Genomic DNA, 17,196 nt, shown 5'->3' on the forward strand with positions numbered 1-17,196 from the left:
ACTATGGTATATCTTTCGGTTCTAGGTCGGAAGACCTGGAATTAGGAAAAGGAGAACAAGTTGAAGTTTGTGTTTATGATGGTCTGCGCCCTTGCGCTGGCTACTTTTGCTACCGCCAAGATCGATGCTACTGAACTGAAGGATACCCGTAACGGGAAGACCTATAAGGTAGTGCAGATTGGCGACTTGCAGTGGATGGCGGAAAACCTCAATTACGAGACCCGAAAGGAAAGCTGGTGCCTGGAAGACAAACAGGAAAACTGCGACAAGCTGGGCCGCCTTTATTCCTGGGATGCCGCCAAGAAGGCGTGCCCCGCAGGCTGGCGCCTTCCTTCCAAGATTGAATTTGAATACCTGGTAAAGCTCGCCGGCGGCGTGCAGGATGTGGACATGAACTTCCTCTGGATCCGCGGCGCCTACGCCCTGAAATCTACCTCCGGCTGGGAAGACAACCGCAACGGTACGGACGAATTTGGCTTTAACGCCATTCCTACCGGCTATTTCCACGGTGGTTTCGCCGACTTCGAGGACACCAACAAGGCGGGTTTCTGGTCCTCCTCGGAACATAACTACACCACCGCCTTCTACATGTCCTTCGATTCTGCCAACAAGAACGCCACGATCGACAATCTGGACAAGATCAACGGTTATTCCATACGCTGCGTGCGATAGGAACCATATACCCGTTTGGAATAATAAAACGACTACAGATTCTTTCGCATTTCTTACAATCTTGCTACATTGAAAGGCAGGATAGGTGAGAAATGGCAATATTGAATAAGATCGTGCGTCAAAATGAAGCGGAAGCGAACAAGACTGTTGCAAATGTCTTGTTCATTACTTTCTGTATCTTTTCCATCATTTACGTACTGAATCTCCTTAAGGTTTTCATTATCGATCAGAAGGTCATGACGGTGGCCTTTGTGCTTGGCGGATTTCTCCTGTTGAGTCCCCAGGTTCTAAACCGAATCTTCGGTTCCGAAAATCCCAAGCTTAAGTATATCTACGTCACCTTGACCAATCTAGTCCTATTCGACATCGAGGTGACGCTGTCCTTCCATGCGGTAGTGATTTACGCTTTCCCCATTGCCCTTGCAGGGCTTTATTTTTCCAAGAGGGTGACCCTTTACGGTTTGATCCTTACCATGCTGGTGTCTATGGGTGGTCAATTTGCCGGCTTTTACCTGAACTATGTCCCCGACCAGAACTTCCTGGTGATGAAGCGCCTGATCCTGTTCAGCGTTCTTCCCAAGGCGCTGACCCTCGGTAGTTTCGGATACTTATTGTACTTCATTACGGACCGCACTACAAAGCTTCTGGACAAGCAGATTAATGATACCTCCAGGATCAAGGAGCTGAACAAGGACATGGTCCTTGGTTTTGCGAACCTGGTAGAAAACCGAGATGAAAATACAGGCGGCCATGTAAAGCGCACCAGCCGCTACGTGGAATTGCTGGCCAAGGAGCTGGCTGCCCGCGGAGTCTATAAGGACGTGGTTGATTCCGAATTCGTGAACAACCTGACTAGTGCCGCTCCTATGCACGATATCGGCAAGATGTCCATTCCGGATCAGATCCTGCAGAAGCCGGGTAAGCTTACGGATGACGAATATGTCATCATGATGTCTCACGCCGAAAATGGCGGAAGAATCATCAAGCAGACTTTCTCCCATATTGGCGACGATAAATACCGCCAGATGGTTTACGAGGTGGCACGCTACCATCACGAAAAGTGGAATGGCCGCGGTTATCCCGAAGGTCGTTCCAAGCAGGAGATTCCCCTGGCCGCACGTATCATGGCCGTGGCGGACGTGTTTGATGCCATCTCCCAGAAGCGCTGCTATCGCGAAGCCATCCCTCTGGAAGAGTGCTTCAAGATTATCGAGAATGGAAAAGGGACGGACTTCGAGCCCGTCCTGGTGGATGTTTTCCTTAGCATGAAGTCTCAGATCCAGCAGACCATGGCTGAAATCATCGACGAAGCTTAATTCTGAATTTTATTTCTTTCGTCTAAACGGACTACTTCTTCAACTTCAGCTTTCTCAGGAACTTGCCTAAAAGTTCGTTGAGGATGTCGCCGGCGTCCTTGCTGCCCAGGATTTTCTGGATGAATAGGGTCACGCAAAGAAGGATGACACCTGCAACGCAGCTGTAGATAACGAGAACCACCAGGTTCGTATTACGGACAAATTCACCTGTTACATGGTCCAGGCCCAGGGCTGCAACGATCATGATGCCGAAGGCTACCAGGGCGCGGCCCATGTTCAGCAATGCATTTTTCATACCGTCGGTACCGTTCTTGCGGGCCCACATAAAGATCATGGAAATCACCTGCAGAAGGGCTCCGGTGGCACCTACGATAGGCACGCTCTTGATGCCTAGAGGTTCGGAGAGCAGGATATAGGCGGGGATGGTGGCTGCAAAGATTCCGGTGTTCAGCAGGGTGGGAAGCCACATGCGTTCTGCGGCGTAGAAGCTACGGACAAGAACTGCCTGGAGGCAAAGGCCCAAGGATACGGGCAGGTACCAGCGCAAAATTTCGGTAATGGCCTCGGTGGTTTCGCGATGGAAGGCGCCACGTTCAAACAGGATTCGCACGGCAGGGAAGGAGAGTGCCCAAACAGCCACAACTGCAGGAATGAGGATGCAGAACATGCGGGAAAGGCTCTTCCAGATTTTTTCGTTGAGCTGCTTGATCTGACCTTCCTTTACCAGACGGGCCATGTCGGGGTAGCTGGTGACGGAAACGGAGAATCCGAAAACAGCCACCAGCGTGTACATCACGCGGTAGGCGTAATTCAGGCTGGAAATACCGCTGCCTCCAAAGCTAGAGCCGAAGCTACGGATAATGAATTCCAGACCGAACATGGAGCCAACTCCCAGGGACATGGGCAACATCATCTTGAAATAGCGAACGATGTCGGGGTGGGTGGGCTGCATGATCAGTTCGTACTTGACTCCGCCACGCTTGGCGCCAAAAATCTGCAGGGCGAAGAATCCGATGAAGGCGCCTACGGGAACGCCCCAGGCAAATCCTTCCAGACCGTAGTTCACGCCACTGTACTTACCGAGAAGAATTCCAAGCAGGCCGCCGCCAACGATTGCCACGTTGTAAATCAGGCCGGTGAGGGAAGGAATGAGGAACTGCTTTCGGGTGTGCTGCACGGCGACGAGAATGCTACCTACGAAGATGAAAATCTGACCCGGCAGGATGATGCGGCCATAGTAGGTGGCGCGTTCCAGAAGTTCCGGGGTGGCGCCGCTTGTAGTCAAAAGCGTTAACAATTCGGGCATGAATATAAAAGCCGGAACGACCAGTACCAGCAAAATAGCACCGAAGGTGTTCAGCACGTTGCTGAAGAACTTCCAGCTCTTTTCCTCGTCGCCAGCCACCTTGTAGCCCGTGAAAATCGGGATGAAGATGATTGACAAAAATCCGGTGCTTACCACATGGTTCAGAATATCCGGAATCATGAAGGCCAGGTCCAGGGCGTTCTTTTCGAGAGAGACGCCGGCGGCATGGGCCAAAAGCATTTCACGGAAAATTCCCAGCACACGGCTGAGGAGCATACTTACAGCGACAATAATGGCGGCTTTGTTCATGAGACACAAGTTAGAAACTTTTGTATATTTGTTTATATGAAAAAGTTATTTGCACTTATCCCATTTGCTCTTGTCGCTGCTGGCTTTGCCCAGGACGACGTGGATGAATATGAAGATTTTCAGCCGGAAGACAACAGCGCCCCTGTAGAATCCGCTCCTACGGCTGTAGCATCCTCTGACAACAATTCCTATGACGCTTCCGCCCCTACGGAAGTGCGTCAGGCTCCTGGTGAGAATTCCGACCTTCCCAAGGCCAAGCGTCCTACCTATAACTTCAAGAGCTATGGTCTGGGCGTCAGTGTATGGCACAACTGGGAGGATTCCAAGATCAATCCCAAGCGTGACTGGAGCCAGGGTTTCGTTTTCCATTACGGTCGTATCTGGGAACTGACGGAACATGGCGCCATTACCTTGATGGATAATTCCCAGTTTTCCTGGGGCGATGGGGAATTCCAGTGGTCCGAAGTGGCTCGCATTGGCGGTCGCTACTATTTCACTGACGACGTGATCTCCCCCTTCCTGGGAGGCGGTATTGGTCTTGGTTTCCAGTGGGATACCCACATGTCCGGCGACGATGTTTTCGCCTTCGGTTTTGCGGGTGGCCTGGAAGCTGGCCTGACTATATTCAAAACTTCTCAGACCCAGCTTGAAATAGGCTGTTCCTATGACTTTGTCACGGATTATATTGATTTCGGCGAGTTATTCGGTTCCTTCAACTTCTACGTTGCTGTGAACTTTTAGTTTCCCGGAAATATCCCTTTTTTAGGACTGTCCGGCATACACCTGCCGGACAGTTTTTTTTGTATGGGGTGCCGAATTTTTATATTTGCGGGGACTAAATTTGAGGTTTTATGAAACTCTGGAAGAATGCTGGAGCTATTCCGTTCTTTGTATCCGCGTTCTGTACTTCCTTTGTACAGATGGGTCTATTTATAGTTTTCCAGCGCTGGTTGTCCTTTTCCTTCATGGGTCCTAGCTTTTTCTGGCGCAGCATGCTGCTCCAGTTTGCGTTGTTCGTGCCCTGCATCTTCATGATGCCTGCGACCAGCTACTTTACCAGTCGTTTCCGCAAGGGACGGGTCATGGCCTGGTCCTCCGTAGGCATGTCTGCGGCCCTTATCCCCATTGCCATCCTTTTCGGTCTTGACATCGGGTGGGTGGCCTTTGGACTCGTCCTGCTTTTTGGAATTTTCTATGCCATCTTTACGCCTGCGAAACTGGCGGTCACTAAGGAAATCTTCGGCGAGGAAAACCTTGCCCTTGCAAACGCCTGGCAGATGGTCTTTTCCGTCCTGGGTATTGCCAGTGTCTCTTGCCTTACGGTGGGCGCCCTGCCGGAAGTAAGTCCCGAAACCGCCTTTGTCCAGGAAATCAACCTTCCGGGGACGGTCTTCAACTTCTCTGTTTTGCCTTACCTGTTCCTGGGGATTAGCGTCGCCTCCACTATTTTCACGTTCTTCATTAGGGTGGGGGAGCGCCATACTAAAACCAAGTTCCGTTCTCCCAAGCGTATTTTCTCGTCCACCTGGTCTATTCCCCTGGTCCGCCTCTCTATTCTTGGCCTGTCCATTTTCTGGGCACTATCCCAGATCTTCCTGATGCTGTCCCAGGATCTTACGGGTGAACACCTGGTAAGCCTATTCCAGGGGTCCCTGGTGCTTACGGCTGTAGGTTACGTCTTTGGTTCCTTTGCCGCAGCTCGTGCATCCCGTAATTTTTACGAGACCGGGCTTATTCCGTTTGCTGTGGTGGGTGCCGCCATCTTGATGTTTGTCCTTCCCTTCGTCGAGAATATCATTGTTCGTTCTGTCCTGTATAGTATTCTTGGCTTTGTGGCGGGTTGCCTTTTCGTTCTGCTCCGTACCATTATTCAGCATTATACCAGGCCGGATACTTCGGGACGCGTCCATTCCGTTTCTTCCATGATCCAGATGAGCGTCATGTTCGTCTTCCTAGGGGCCCAGTGCCTGCTGCTTGCATTCTCGGATCTGGAACTGCAGCAGTTCTTCCCCATCCTGGGCGTCATCCTTACCATCTGTTTCTGGCTGACTCTTAGAAGAACTCCCATGGCACTTCTCCGTGCAGGTCTTCGATTCGCTTTCGCCTTTGTATTCAGGTACCGCGTCAATGTGATGGGCGTGCAGAACATTCCTGAAACTGGTCCGGTGCTGTTGGTGGGTCCCCACTTCAGCTATATCGACTGGGCCGTTCTTCAAATCGCAAGCCCTAGACCCCTGCGCATCGCAAGTAACCGCAATACATTCGCGGACTGGTACCAGCGCTGGCTTTTCCACGGCAAGTTCCTCATTCCCATTAACCGCCGCGATCCCAAGCCTGCCATGGAAGAGATCAACAAGGCTCTCAAGAATGGGGAAGTGGTGGTCATCTTCCCGGAAGGTGAAGTATCCAAGTCTCCTTTCATTTCCAAGTTCTCCCTGAACTACCACGAAGCCATCGTGGATACGGATGCCCTGATCGTTCCTTTCTATATCCAGGGCCTGTGGGGTAGCCGCTATAGCCACGCCAACGAATGCGTGAACCGTCCCCAGGTATTCAACCGTACGGTGAGCGTCGGTTTCTCCAAGCCGGTCCCTGCCGAAACTTCCGAGGAACAGGTTCGTGCCGATATCCAGATGCTCAGTGCCGATGTCTGGACCCTAGCCATGAAGCATTCCAAGACCATCGTGCCTCTATGGTTCAGGGCCATGCGCAAGAGACGCAACCGTCCTATCCTTATTGATCCTGCAGGCAAGCATGTTTCCGGTCATGGAATGATCCGCCTTTGCCATCAGTTTGGTGAACGTATCCATGCGGTTGCCAAGAGTGACAAGCGCGTGGGCTTCATGCTTCCTACTAGCCGTGACGCTGCTCTTGGTATTCTTTCCATTCTCGGTACCGGCAAGACTTCCGTGAACCTGAACTACACCGCTCCGGTGGATACGGTCCTTGGCTGCATCAAGAAGGCCGAAATTTCCACGGTGGTTACGACCCGCTACTTCTTTGATAAGCTGTGTGGCAAGAACGCTGCCTTCGCAGAAGTCGCCAAGGTCTGCAAGATGATTTATCTGGATGAGGAAGAATCCAAGATCGGTATGATTTCTCGCCTGTTGGATAGTGCCCTGATCAAGGTAGTTCCTGGTCGAGTGCTGCAGTTCTTCTGGTTCACTTCCGCAAAGCTGGACGATGATGCCCTCATCCTGTTCAGCTCCGGTTCCGAGGGTACGCCTAAGGGTGTGGAACTGACCCACTTCAATATTATTTCCAACTCCCAGCAGTGCGACTACATCGTGAAGCTGCACCGCGGCGATGTGATGACGGCCCTTCTCCCGCTGTTCCATTCCTTCGGCTTTACCATGACATTCATGATGGCCCTTCTGGATGCAGTCCCCATGGTGCTGTGTCCGGATCCCACGGACATCAAGACGCTGGCCCGTGTCTGCGCCCAGTACAAGGCAACCATCCTGATGGGTACGCCCACCTTCCTTCGCGCCATCGCCATCAACCGCTGGGTCCACCCTATGTGTCTGGATTCCATCCGTATGATCGTGGCTGGTGCAGAAAAGCTCCGTCCCGAAATGCGCGATGCCTTCAAGCTGAAGTTCGGTAAGGACATCTACGAAGCTTATGGCTGTACGGAACTTTCCCCGCTTGCAACTCTTAACGCTCCTAACGTGCTTCTGGATGACTTCCTGACCATGTGCAAGTGTAGCGACACTTCCAGTATCGGCCAGATCATTCCGGGTTCCGTCGGCGCCATTATCGATCCCGAAACCAACGAGTTCCTGGATCCCTCCAGCGAAGGCATGCTGGCTGTTACAGGTCCCCAGGTCATGCGTGGTTACCTGAAGGATCCCGAAAAGACTGCCGCTGGTATTTTTGAAAAGGATGGCCGCCGCTGGTACAAGACTGGGGACAAGTGCACCATCACCGCCGACGGCTTCGTCCAGATTCTCGGTCGTTACAGCCGATTCGCAAAGCTTGGCGGCGAAATGATTTCCTTGACCGCCGTGGAACTTCGTCTTGCAGAAACCGGCCTTCTGGAAGGTATGGAATTTGCGGTGGTTGCAGTTCCCGATTCCGTCAAGGGCGAACGTATCGTGCTGATGGTGGTGGGTGACTTCGATCCGGAAGATCTCTCCCGCAAGATCCGCAAGTCCGGCATTCCGCCTCTCATGATTCCTGGCTCTGTCTTCAAGGTGGATAGCATTCCCAAGCTGGGATCTGGCAAGTGGGACTTCCCCAACATGAAGAAGCTGGCTATTGAGCTGGTGGAACAGGCTGGCGTGAAGTAATCCAAACATCGTTCGGAACGATGTCACCCTGAACTTGTTTCAGGGTCAGATAAAAAAGGCTGCGTTCATCACGCAGCCTTTTGTTCAGTCATCCTGAACTTGTTTCAGGATCAGCTGTTTAGCATTTTACACATCCAGGTTGTAGGAGTGCAGATACTTTTCCTGTTCGGCAGTGAGAGTATCGATTTCCTTGCCCAGGAACTTCAGCTTCTTGCGGGCCACTTCCTGGTCCACTTCGCGAGGAACGTCGATGATCTTTTCCTTCAGTTCGCCGGCGTGTTCCACCAGGTACTTTGCAGAGAGAGCCTGGATAGCAAAGCTCATGTCCATGATTTCAGCCGGATGGCCGTCGCCGCAGGCCAGGTTCACCAGGCGGCCTTCACCAAGGACAAATACCCACTGGCCGGTGGGCAGCTTGTAGCCCATGATGTTCTTGCGCTGTTCGCGAATTTCAACGGCGTTCTTCTTCAGCCATGCCACGTCGATTTCGCAGTCGAAGTGACCGGCGTTGGCGAGGATGGCGCCGTCCTTCATTACGGAAAGGTCTTCAGCATCGATAACGCCGTCGCAGCCGGTAACGGTCACGAAGAAGTCGCCGATCTTTGCAGCTTCGCGCATGGGCATTACGTCGAAACCATCCATGACAGCCTCGATTGCCTTCACCGGATCCACTTCGGTGACGATGACGCGGGCGCCAAGACCCTTGGCACGCATGGCGGTACCCTTACCGCACCAGCCGTAGCCAGCCACAACAACCTGCTTACCAGCCACGATCAGGTTGGTAGTACGGTTGATGCCGTCCCATACGGACTGACCAGTACCATAGCGGTTGTCAAAGAGATGCTTACAGTCGGCATTGTTCACGCGGACCATGGGGAACATCAGCTTGCCAGCCTTGTTCATGGCTTCCAGGCGGATAATCCCGGTGGTGGTTTCTTCGCAGCCGCCGATAATGTTGGGAATGAGTTCCGGCATTTCGTTGTGGACCATGTTCACCAGGTCGCCACCGTCATCGATAATGATGTTGGGGCCGCACTGCAGAGTGTGACGGATATGGTCTTCGTATTCCTTTGCAGTAGCGTCGTACCAGGCGTGGACTTCCATGCCTTCCTTCACGAGGGCTGCAGCCACGTCATCCTGAGTGGAGAGCGGGTTGGATCCGGTCACGTACATTTCTGCACCGCCAGCCTTCAGCACCTGGCACAGGTAACCCGTCTTTGCTTCCAGATGGACGGATAGAGCAATCTTCTTGCCGGCGAAGGGCTTGGTCTTTTCGAATTCTTCCTTCAGCATGCCCAGGAGGCTGCAGTTGCGATGAACCCATTCCAGTTTACGTTCGCCAGATTCGGCCAGGCTAATGTCTCTGATTTCACTTGCCATATTATTTTCCTTTGGTTAGTGTTGTCACAGCCGAATTTTTAGGGATGGTCGTCTGTCCTATCATCCGTTTTTTTCAAAAATAAAAATTTAAACGTATTCCTTGTTTTCCAGGCCCATGCGCTTGATGATTTCGTTCACCTTCTGGTACACCAGCTTTTCGTCCAGGGTAAGGACCTTGCGGTTTTCCATGGTCACCTTGCCGTCAATAATCACGGTGTCCACTTCACTTCCGTTGGCGGAATAAGAGAGGCCTGCGATCAAGTTGTTCTTGGGCATCAGGGAAGGATTGTTCAAGTCAAGGATAGCGATGTCTGCCTTCTTGCCCACTTCCAGGGAACCAATCTGGTTTTCAAGGCACAATGCCTTGGCGCCGTTAATGGTGGCCATGCGGAAAACCTCCCGGGCGCTGACGCACTGGGGGCTCTTATGAGTTCCCTTGTGGATCAAGGCCAACAGGCTCATTTCATGGAACATGTTCAAGGAATTGTTGGAGGCGGCCCCGTCGGTACCCAGGCACACGTTGATGCCCTTGGCCATCATTTCGGGAACAGGAGCAAATCCGTTGCCCAGCTTCATATTGCTTGCGGGATTGGTCACCACGGAAACTCCCTTGCGGGCCATGATGTCCATATCGACTTCATCCACCTGGACGCAGTGGGCGGCAATGCAGGGAACGTCAAAGAGCCCGTTCTTGTCGGCCATGACGATGGGGGAGTAGCCGTACTTTTCCTGGGTGCCCTGGATTTCGGCCACGCTTTCGGAAAGATGCACATGGATGCCGATGCCAGCCTTCTTGGCTTCGTCGGATACGCGACGGAAATAATCCTCGGTGCAGGTGTAGGGGGCATGGGGACCGAACTTGAAAGTGATGCGGTCGCAGTCCTTGCAGAATTCCATTTCGTCATAAGTCTGCTGGATGCGTCCGCCGTCGTCTTCGGCGCTGCCGACGAGACCGCGGCACATGACGGCGCGCATGCCTGATTCCTTGATGGCGCGGGTGGTCTGCTTGATGTTCATCATCATGTCGTTAAAGCAGGTGGTACCGCTCTTCATCATTTCGATGATGGCAAGGCAAGCGCCCCAGTAGGTGTCCTCATCGGTCATCTTCTGTTCAATGGGATCGATGGTGCCGAACAGCCAATCCATAAAGGAAAGGTCGTCAGCCACGTTACGCATAAAGCTCATGTAGGAATGAGTGTGGCAGTTTACGAGACCAGGGATTGCAAGCTTGTCGGTACCGTCAATGACCTTGTCTGCCTTGAAGCCTGCGGGAGCTTCACCCATAGCAACAATCTTGTCGCCCTCGATATAGATGGAGGTTTCCTTCACTTCGTCCTTGGCGCCTGCAGGCACGATAGCCAATGTATTCTTAATGACGATTCCCATAATCATTTCCTTTTTATTCTGAATAAAAAATAGAAATTGTAATTCTCCATACAAAATTCCATTCCCCTGGAGTAGTATGCCTTTATTCCAACACAGAACGAAAAATTCAGAATTTTTCTTGTAAACTCTGGTTTACGAAATCTTAACTTTGTACCTTGAAAAGTGAGGCGACGTGGTTGCCGCCTACAAGGGCCCCAAGGCCAAAAAGGAGGATTATCATGAAAACGCTAAAACTTTCGCTGCTAGTTGCCTTGACGCTTATGGTGTCTATGTCATTTGCTTCCAGGATGGTCAAATCCAAGTGGGGCGATCTGGACCTGATGGCGGAAAAAGGTGGTAGTAAAATTCTCTGCACCATGGGTTTCAACGCGGAACTTGCCCTGATCAAGGAAGCGGAAACCGAAGCCCTGGTGAAAGGAGATTGCACCGGTTGGGTGCAGAAGTCCAAGATTGAATATGTTGCACAGGCTGCCGGCGATCGCACCATGGTTATCGATGACCAGATGATCGAAGGCTTTACCGACGACCCTTCACTCTTCTCCATCCTCAAGGATAATGTCGAAGATTTCGAAGGCGTTACTATTGACCGTGATTTTAGGGAATACTTGACTTATACCATCGACCGTGAGCAGACTGAAATGCGAAACGGTGAAAATTAGAATGAAAAACTCTCCTTAAAAACAGAAGGGCGGTCCGTAAGGATCGTCCTTTTGCTTATCTTGAAATATCCTGGGATTTGGGCGGTTGTCCGTCTTCCTTTTTCATCTTCATTTTCCGCACGTATTCCATGCCCGCAATGGACTTGTACTTCTCATTTTCTTCGTTCAGTATATCCACAAATTCGCAGAGGGTTTCCTTTAAATCCAGTCCTGATACGGATATAAGGTTAAAAAATACGGGTACGGATGGTTTTTTGGAACCTTTTTCCAGGCATCGGATATATTCACGGGAAGTATCGCTCAGGAATGACAACTTGCTCTGGGACTTTGACGCCCTAAGCTTGGCCATCAGGCGTATGAACGCCTCTTTGTATACTTCCGAAGAAAACATGTGTTAATGTTATAAACCATTACTTGCGTATAGCGCCAACTATAGTTGGCTCGCTTTTCTTTTTACGATTGCCCACTGTTTAAGAAAAAAAGTATATTGTGTGACGTCTGATGAAATTGGATTGTCTTATACCGGCCATTTTTGCCATGAGTTCCATTCTCCATGCGGCTCCGCAGGGGGAGGTTTCTTACGTTGCCGACCCGAAACTAGGCGATCCGTTCCAGGTTCTCTTTTATGATGCAGGCGATTCCAGCCAGTATCGAGCTACGCTGATCAGGTACGCGGGACCATTTGAGCAGGAAAACGGCAGTAAGCCCGAAGCAAAGGCCGTCGTCTTTTACATTCACGGATTTAATGACTATTTCTTCCAGAAGGAACTGGCCCAGAAGGCCGATTCCGCCGGCTATGCTTTTTATGCCATAGACCTTCACAAGTACGGAAGATCCTATAGGGAAGGGGAACGCCTGGGAGAAGTCTATGATTTGGCGGAATACTACCCGGAATTGGATTCCGCAATCGCCAGGATAAAGACCGAGACCAAGGCTCCTATTGTCCTTCTGGGGCATAGTACCGGAGGTCTTATTGCTTCCGTATACGCTGCTGATAGGGGGAATGGCAAGGATTTTGCCGCAATTGTCCTAAACAGTCCCTTCATGGATATGAACACCAATTTCCTGTTGGAACTTGCTGTCCCCCTGGTTTCCAAGATCGGCTCGATTTTCCCCAATATAGAGGTCCCCCGCACTGCCAACTCTTGCTACAGCGAAAGCATCCACAAAAATTATGGCGGCCTGTGGGATTACGATTTCAGTCTGAAGAATTTTGAAAGCATTCCCATCAATCTTGGATGGCTGAGAGCCATTCATCAGGGGCATGTTGCCGTCCAGAAGGGGATGGATCTTATTCCGCCCATTTTGGTCATGCATAGTGGCTGCAGCGAACGTAGCGATGAGTGTGTCGAGACCTACTCCCGTTGTGACGGCGTCCTGGACGTGGAGGATATTGACCGCTACGGCAGGAAGTTGGGGAGGAACGTCCAGATGCAGGTCATCGAGAATGGTCTACACGACCTCTATCTTTCCCATGAACCTGCCCGTGGAAACGCCTATCAGGCAACCTTCCAGTTCCTGGATAACGTCCTGCCCAAAGAAATCCACTAAATAGGCTTCCGCAGCCAAACCACGTAAAAGGACCAGCTGTTTCGGTTGAGGTCCGTGGACGTGCTAAATCCTGACACGTAGAATCCCTTGCGTTATAAACAAGAAAGACCTGCAGAAGTCCGCAAGCCTATCCAGATATCGCTCCCATCGGGAGCCAGGGGATCCAGGGTGCAGCGCCCCTTGCGTCATAAACAAGAAAGACCTGCAGAAGTCCGCAGGCCTATCCAGATATCGCTCCCATCGGGAGCCAGGGGTTCCAAGGGGCGGAGCCCCTTGCGTCATTACTAGAATCTTTCGATGAGTTCCTTGGGGCATTCCACTTCCTTGTATTCGAGGAGCGGGTTGCCTGCGGCTTCCATCCAGTTAGCCATGAAGAGGCAGCCTTCCTTAGCAGCGGCGTCGCCGGAGAAGGATTTTTCGCACTTGCTGGTCAAGCAGCTCTTGTACTTGGAAGCAGTGTAGTTGGTTTCCTTTTCGCATTCGTCCAGGAGGCCACCGTACTGGGAACCCTGGGAGCCCCAACCCATCTTCTGGGAGCAACCGTCAAAGATACCGAAGCCACCGCCCGGAATCATCACATCGAACTGACCGCCAGCCACGTCATAACCCACGTTGCTGGACATCACAATCAGGTGCTTGCCAACGAGCTTCTTGTGGTTGTCGGTTGCGTACTTGCCCTTACCGGTGAAGGCCAGGTCGAAGCACTTACCGCAGTTGTTTTCGCCACCCGGAGTTGCTGCAAATGCAAATGCCAGCTGGTCGTTCACGACGATGGGGAACTGACCGCGGCAGATACCTGCGTTACCGCCATCGCACATACTTCTGGAACCACCCTGGACCTTGTTACCCTGTGCGTCGCAAGTGGAAGCCTTGCCGCCGTGTTCGGGCCATGCGCAGTGGGGTTCGCAGCAGTCCCAGTAACGGGTTGCGTAGCCGGAACCGGACTTACCGCCGTTCACGTACTTGATGGTGTAATTGCTGCTGATGGTGCCGCTAGTGTTGCCACCATTCTGAGTCTGCTGGCTAGAGGAAGACTTCGGCTGAGAGCTGGAAGACTTCGGTTGGCTAGAGGAGGACTTGGGCTGGGCAGCGGAAGACTGGGGCTGCTGCTGGTTGTTGCCGCCATTGCTTGTTGCAATAGATGCGCAGTTCTTCTGTGCCGGGTCGTAGTAGCAGTTCAGGGAGCAATCCTGAGCGTAGGCGTAGGATTCGCCATTCTTGCCAGCGAGATTTTCATAGGGCTTTACGTTCTTTCCGGAAACCTTGTCGAAACAGGTACCGTCAGAACCCTGCTGCTGGTTGTTGTTGCTAGCAGAGCTTGCCGGAGCAGGCTGAGTCTGGTTGCCGTTGCTTGCGGAACTCTTCGGAGTAGTCTGCTGGCCACCGTTGCTAGCGGAGCTTGCCGGAGCAGGCTGAGTCTGGTTGCCGTTGCTTGCGGAACTTGCAACAGGAGTGGTCTGGCTGCCGTTGCTTGCAGAGCTTGCGACAGGAGTGATACTCGGATTGGTATTCTGGTTATTGTAGCTTGCCGGGTCGACAATGGGCAATTCCAGGTAGTTCACGCCGGCCATGAGCAAGGCGCCGTTTACGTCCAAAACGCTGAAAGTCGTCGGATCGTAGGTACCGACCTTCACACCGGCAGCATTGAAGACTTCCAGCTTGGTGGTAATGACATAAAGCTGGTCTGCGTTAAGGATCCAGCAGGGTTCGCTAAGAACCAGGTCAGCTGCGCTAGTGCCGGAAACGATGGGGCTGTTTTCGCTGGGAATTGTTACCTGGGAGCCCGTACCGGGAACGGGGAGGGTGCTTGCTGCTTCATCGCCGCAGTTCCAGAGCGCAAGTGCTGCACCGAGAACCAGAACGGACTTCACAAAGGGGTGTTTCATAATTACCTCAATAAAATCTTAACGAGACTTTCGATTGAAAGTCCTTCCAATTCCATCCGCCGCAAAAAATAACTTTTTTACTTAAAATACGCATGTAAACTTTTGTTTCCTAAAGACTTACGAGATTTCCGTCACATTCTTTTTTTGACGCTGGAGATGATCCTCCTGAAACGAAAAAGACCAGCAGTAACCTGCTGGTCTTGAATGCCGTCACTCCCGTCGGGAGTCCCTTGCGTCATCGTTAAAACTTGTCGAGCAGCTGCTTGGGGCATTCCACTTCCTTGTAGTTGTGGAGCGGGTTGCCTGCTGCGTTCATCCAGTTAGCAAGGAACAAGCAGCCTTCCTTCGCCTTTGCGTCGCCGGAGAAGGACTTTTCGCACTTGCTGGTCAAGCAGCTCTTGTACTTGGAAGCGGTGTAATTGGTCTCAGTTTCGCATTCGGAGAGCAGGCCACCGTACTGGGCGCCCTGGGGACCCCAGTTAAAGCGGGAACAGCCATTGTAAATACCTACGCCACCACCAGGAATCATGATGTCGAACTGACCCTGTTCCACGTCGTAGCCAATGTTGGATGCGATCACGATCAAGTGCTTGTTCTTCAACTTTGCCAGGTTGTTGTCCGTAGCGTACTTGCCCTTGCCGGTGAACTGGAGGTCGAAGCACTTGCCGCATTCGCCACCTGCGCTTCCCGGTACCGCTGCGAAGGCGAATGCCAAGGTGTCGTTGTACACCTGGGGAATCTGGTCCAGGCAGGTACCGGAGTTTCCGCCGTTACACATGCTGGTCGCTTCGGAGTCGTTGATCTTGTTGCCGCTGGCGTCGCAACCCTTCGTCATCTTGCCGCCCTTGCCGGACCATGCGCAGTGGGGCTTGCAGCAGTCCCAATAGCGGGTTGCCCAGCCGGAACCGGACTTACCGCCGCTTACGTACTTGATGGTGTACGCTTCGGTGCTTCCGCCGTTACCTGCGGAACTGGAAGACTTTGCCTGCTGGGCGGAACTGGAGGACGTTGCGGTCTGCTGAGTCGTAGAGCTGGAGGATTTCGCCTGCTGTGCAACTGAACTGGAAGACTTTTCCTGGACCGGGGCCGCACTGCTGGAGGACGGTACTACCGTATTGGCCGCATAGGCCTTCAGGGTGGTCATGTCCACGTTGTCGATGATGGGGGTGTTGTTCAGGTCCACGATCTTGCCCACCTGGCTTGCGTCGTAGACAAAATAGCCGATCTTGTTACCTTCGGCGTCAGTTACGATGCCGATGCCCTTGCCGGTTGCAGGGTCGATGGCGTCGTCGGTTGCAGGGTAGATGACATAGACCTGGTCTGCAGAAAGTACCCAGGCGGTAGAGGTGATCTTTGTGGGGGAGATGATTTCCAGGCTGGAAGTGTTGATGCCCGAAGTCATGACGCTCTGGTCTGCCATGGCATAAACGGTAACATTGGACAGGTCGGTAAGGTCTGCGAGGCCTACCAGTTCGCCGTTCATATCCTTGACCTTGCCGTCTACGCCGATGGTGTACTGCTTCTTGTCGATGGTCACGAGCCAGGAGGCCTGATCAACCACGATGGCCTGATTTTGAGAATCGTCGTTGCTTTTGCTGGGGGCGTCGTCGCCGCAGCTGCAGATCATGAACAGTGCGCTTGCGGCGAGAATAGTCTTAAAAAACGGAATTTTCATTATCTACCCTTCGTTGTCCTTTAACACATCCGGCCCTAAAGATAAATAATGTCCCCGATTTTCAAAGTAAAAATATGCCGTTGTTGATAAAATGCGTTCCGTATGTGTTCCCGAAATTCGGCATGTCGGTACCGAGAGTCCCGAAATGTGAAATGCACCTAAGTCTAAGAGAGAGCGGGGGATAGCAAAGTTTGTAAACTAATGTAAAATTTTATGATGTAAAATTTATTTTACAATAAAAACGTGGGATGGCTATGCCTGCGACGGAAGTATCGTCCGGGACGTGCGTTAATTGTTGATAAGTTGGGAAATCTGTGAACATTGGAATGTTGAACCTTTGAAATTTGGGCAAATTCGCCATTTTCTGTAAAGGCGAAAAGGAGCGTTCCGAATGTCCGGAAAAGGGTGTCCCATGCCTATGGAAAAACCGAAAATTCCCGTTTTTCGCAAAAAATCAAAGAAAAATCCTTGAAATATTTCTTGAATTTGCTAAATTTGTGCAGCAAAATTCGTAGAGTACCGCTTCCTATGCTCTGCGAAATAACGGGAAACTGGCGCAAACCCGCGCAGTTCCTAGGTTTCGAAGCGATAAACCTTCTGCTGAAGAAGAGGAATAAAATGGCAAAAGAACATTTTGACAGAAGTAAGCCGCACTGCAACATCGGCACTATCGGCCACGTTGACCACGGTAAGACCACTCTGACCGCTGCAATCTGCACCACCCTCGCCGCTAAGGGCCTGGCTGCTGCAAAGCGTTTCGACGA

Annotated in this window: 13 protein-coding genes; 7 read left to right on the forward strand and 6 right to left on the reverse strand. The window is 51.9% G+C overall.

All coding sequences use genetic code 11. The features are described from left to right. Window positions 1-69: 69 nt before the first annotated feature. Window positions 70-672 (forward strand): fibrobacter succinogenes major paralogous domain-containing protein, encoded by a 603-nt coding sequence (locus BGX12_RS08965; RefSeq protein ID WP_233246335.1) that lies wholly within the window; start codon window positions 70-72, stop codon window positions 670-672. Between the two features lie 92 nt (window positions 673-764). Next, window positions 765-1,988, forward strand: a complete 1,224-nt coding sequence (locus tag BGX12_RS08970; protein ID WP_109735732.1) for an HD domain-containing phosphohydrolase — start codon at window positions 765-767, stop codon at window positions 1,986-1,988. Window positions 1,989-2,019: 31 nt separating this feature from the next. On the opposite strand, the gene murJ is transcribed toward BGX12_RS08970, so the two are convergent. Next, a complete protein-coding gene (gene murJ / locus BGX12_RS08975; protein WP_109735733.1) occupies window positions 2,020-3,603 on the reverse strand; it encodes a murein biosynthesis integral membrane protein MurJ in 1,584 nt (527 codons plus the stop codon). 36 nt (window positions 3,604-3,639) lie between these two features. Between murJ and BGX12_RS08980 the strand changes: the two genes are divergently transcribed. After that, complete coding sequence (locus tag BGX12_RS08980; RefSeq protein ID WP_109735734.1) at window positions 3,640-4,344, forward strand: hypothetical protein; 705 nt, start codon at window positions 3,640-3,642, stop codon at window positions 4,342-4,344. Window positions 4,345-4,454: 110 nt separating this feature from the next. Then, on the forward strand, window positions 4,455-7,895 hold the full coding sequence (locus tag BGX12_RS08985) for an MFS transporter (protein WP_109735735.1): 3,441 nt from the start codon (window positions 4,455-4,457) through the stop codon (window positions 7,893-7,895). Window positions 7,896-8,021: 126 nt separating this feature from the next. Here BGX12_RS08985 and BGX12_RS08990 read toward each other — a convergent pair whose 3' ends face one another. Beyond that, a complete protein-coding gene (locus tag BGX12_RS08990) occupies window positions 8,022-9,275 on the reverse strand; it encodes an adenosylhomocysteinase (RefSeq protein ID WP_109735736.1) in 1,254 nt (417 codons plus the stop codon). A gap of 87 nt (window positions 9,276-9,362) precedes the next feature. Continuing rightward, window positions 9,363-10,661, reverse strand: a complete 1,299-nt coding sequence (locus tag BGX12_RS08995; protein WP_158278212.1) for an amidohydrolase — start codon at window positions 10,659-10,661, stop codon at window positions 9,363-9,365. A 218-nt stretch (window positions 10,662-10,879) separates the two neighbouring features. Here BGX12_RS08995 and BGX12_RS09000 point away from each other — a divergent pair, with 218 nt between their 5' ends. After that, a complete protein-coding gene (locus BGX12_RS09000) occupies window positions 10,880-11,320 on the forward strand; it encodes a hypothetical protein (protein ID WP_109735738.1) in 441 nt (146 codons plus the stop codon). A gap of 55 nt (window positions 11,321-11,375) precedes the next feature. On the opposite strand, the gene BGX12_RS09005 is transcribed toward BGX12_RS09000, so the two are convergent. Beyond that, window positions 11,376-11,669: a hypothetical protein gene (locus BGX12_RS09005; protein WP_109735739.1), complete on the reverse strand. Its 294-nt coding sequence runs from the start codon at window positions 11,667-11,669 to the stop codon at window positions 11,376-11,378. A gap of 152 nt (window positions 11,670-11,821) precedes the next feature. Between BGX12_RS09005 and BGX12_RS09010 the strand changes: the two genes are divergently transcribed. Continuing rightward, window positions 11,822-12,871 (forward strand): alpha/beta hydrolase, encoded by a 1,050-nt coding sequence (locus BGX12_RS09010; RefSeq protein WP_109735740.1) that lies wholly within the window; start codon window positions 11,822-11,824, stop codon window positions 12,869-12,871. Between the two features lie 284 nt (window positions 12,872-13,155). On the opposite strand, the gene BGX12_RS09015 is transcribed toward BGX12_RS09010, so the two are convergent. Continuing rightward, complete coding sequence (locus tag BGX12_RS09015) at window positions 13,156-14,757, reverse strand: glycosyl hydrolase family 5 (protein WP_109735741.1); 1,602 nt, start codon at window positions 14,755-14,757, stop codon at window positions 13,156-13,158. Window positions 14,758-14,998: 241 nt separating this feature from the next. Further along, window positions 14,999-16,432 (reverse strand): glycosyl hydrolase family 5, encoded by a 1,434-nt coding sequence (locus BGX12_RS09020; protein WP_109735742.1) that lies wholly within the window; start codon window positions 16,430-16,432, stop codon window positions 14,999-15,001. Between the two features lie 618 nt (window positions 16,433-17,050). On the opposite strand from BGX12_RS09020, the gene BGX12_RS09025 reads away from it, so the two are divergent. Beyond that, on the forward strand, window positions 17,051-17,196 hold a 146-nt coding region (locus BGX12_RS09025; protein ID WP_233246336.1), incomplete at its 3' end, for a GTP-binding protein.

Source organism: Fibrobacter sp. UWR4, assembly GCF_003149045.1.
Taxonomy (GTDB): domain Bacteria; phylum Fibrobacterota; class Fibrobacteria; order Fibrobacterales; family Fibrobacteraceae; genus Fibrobacter.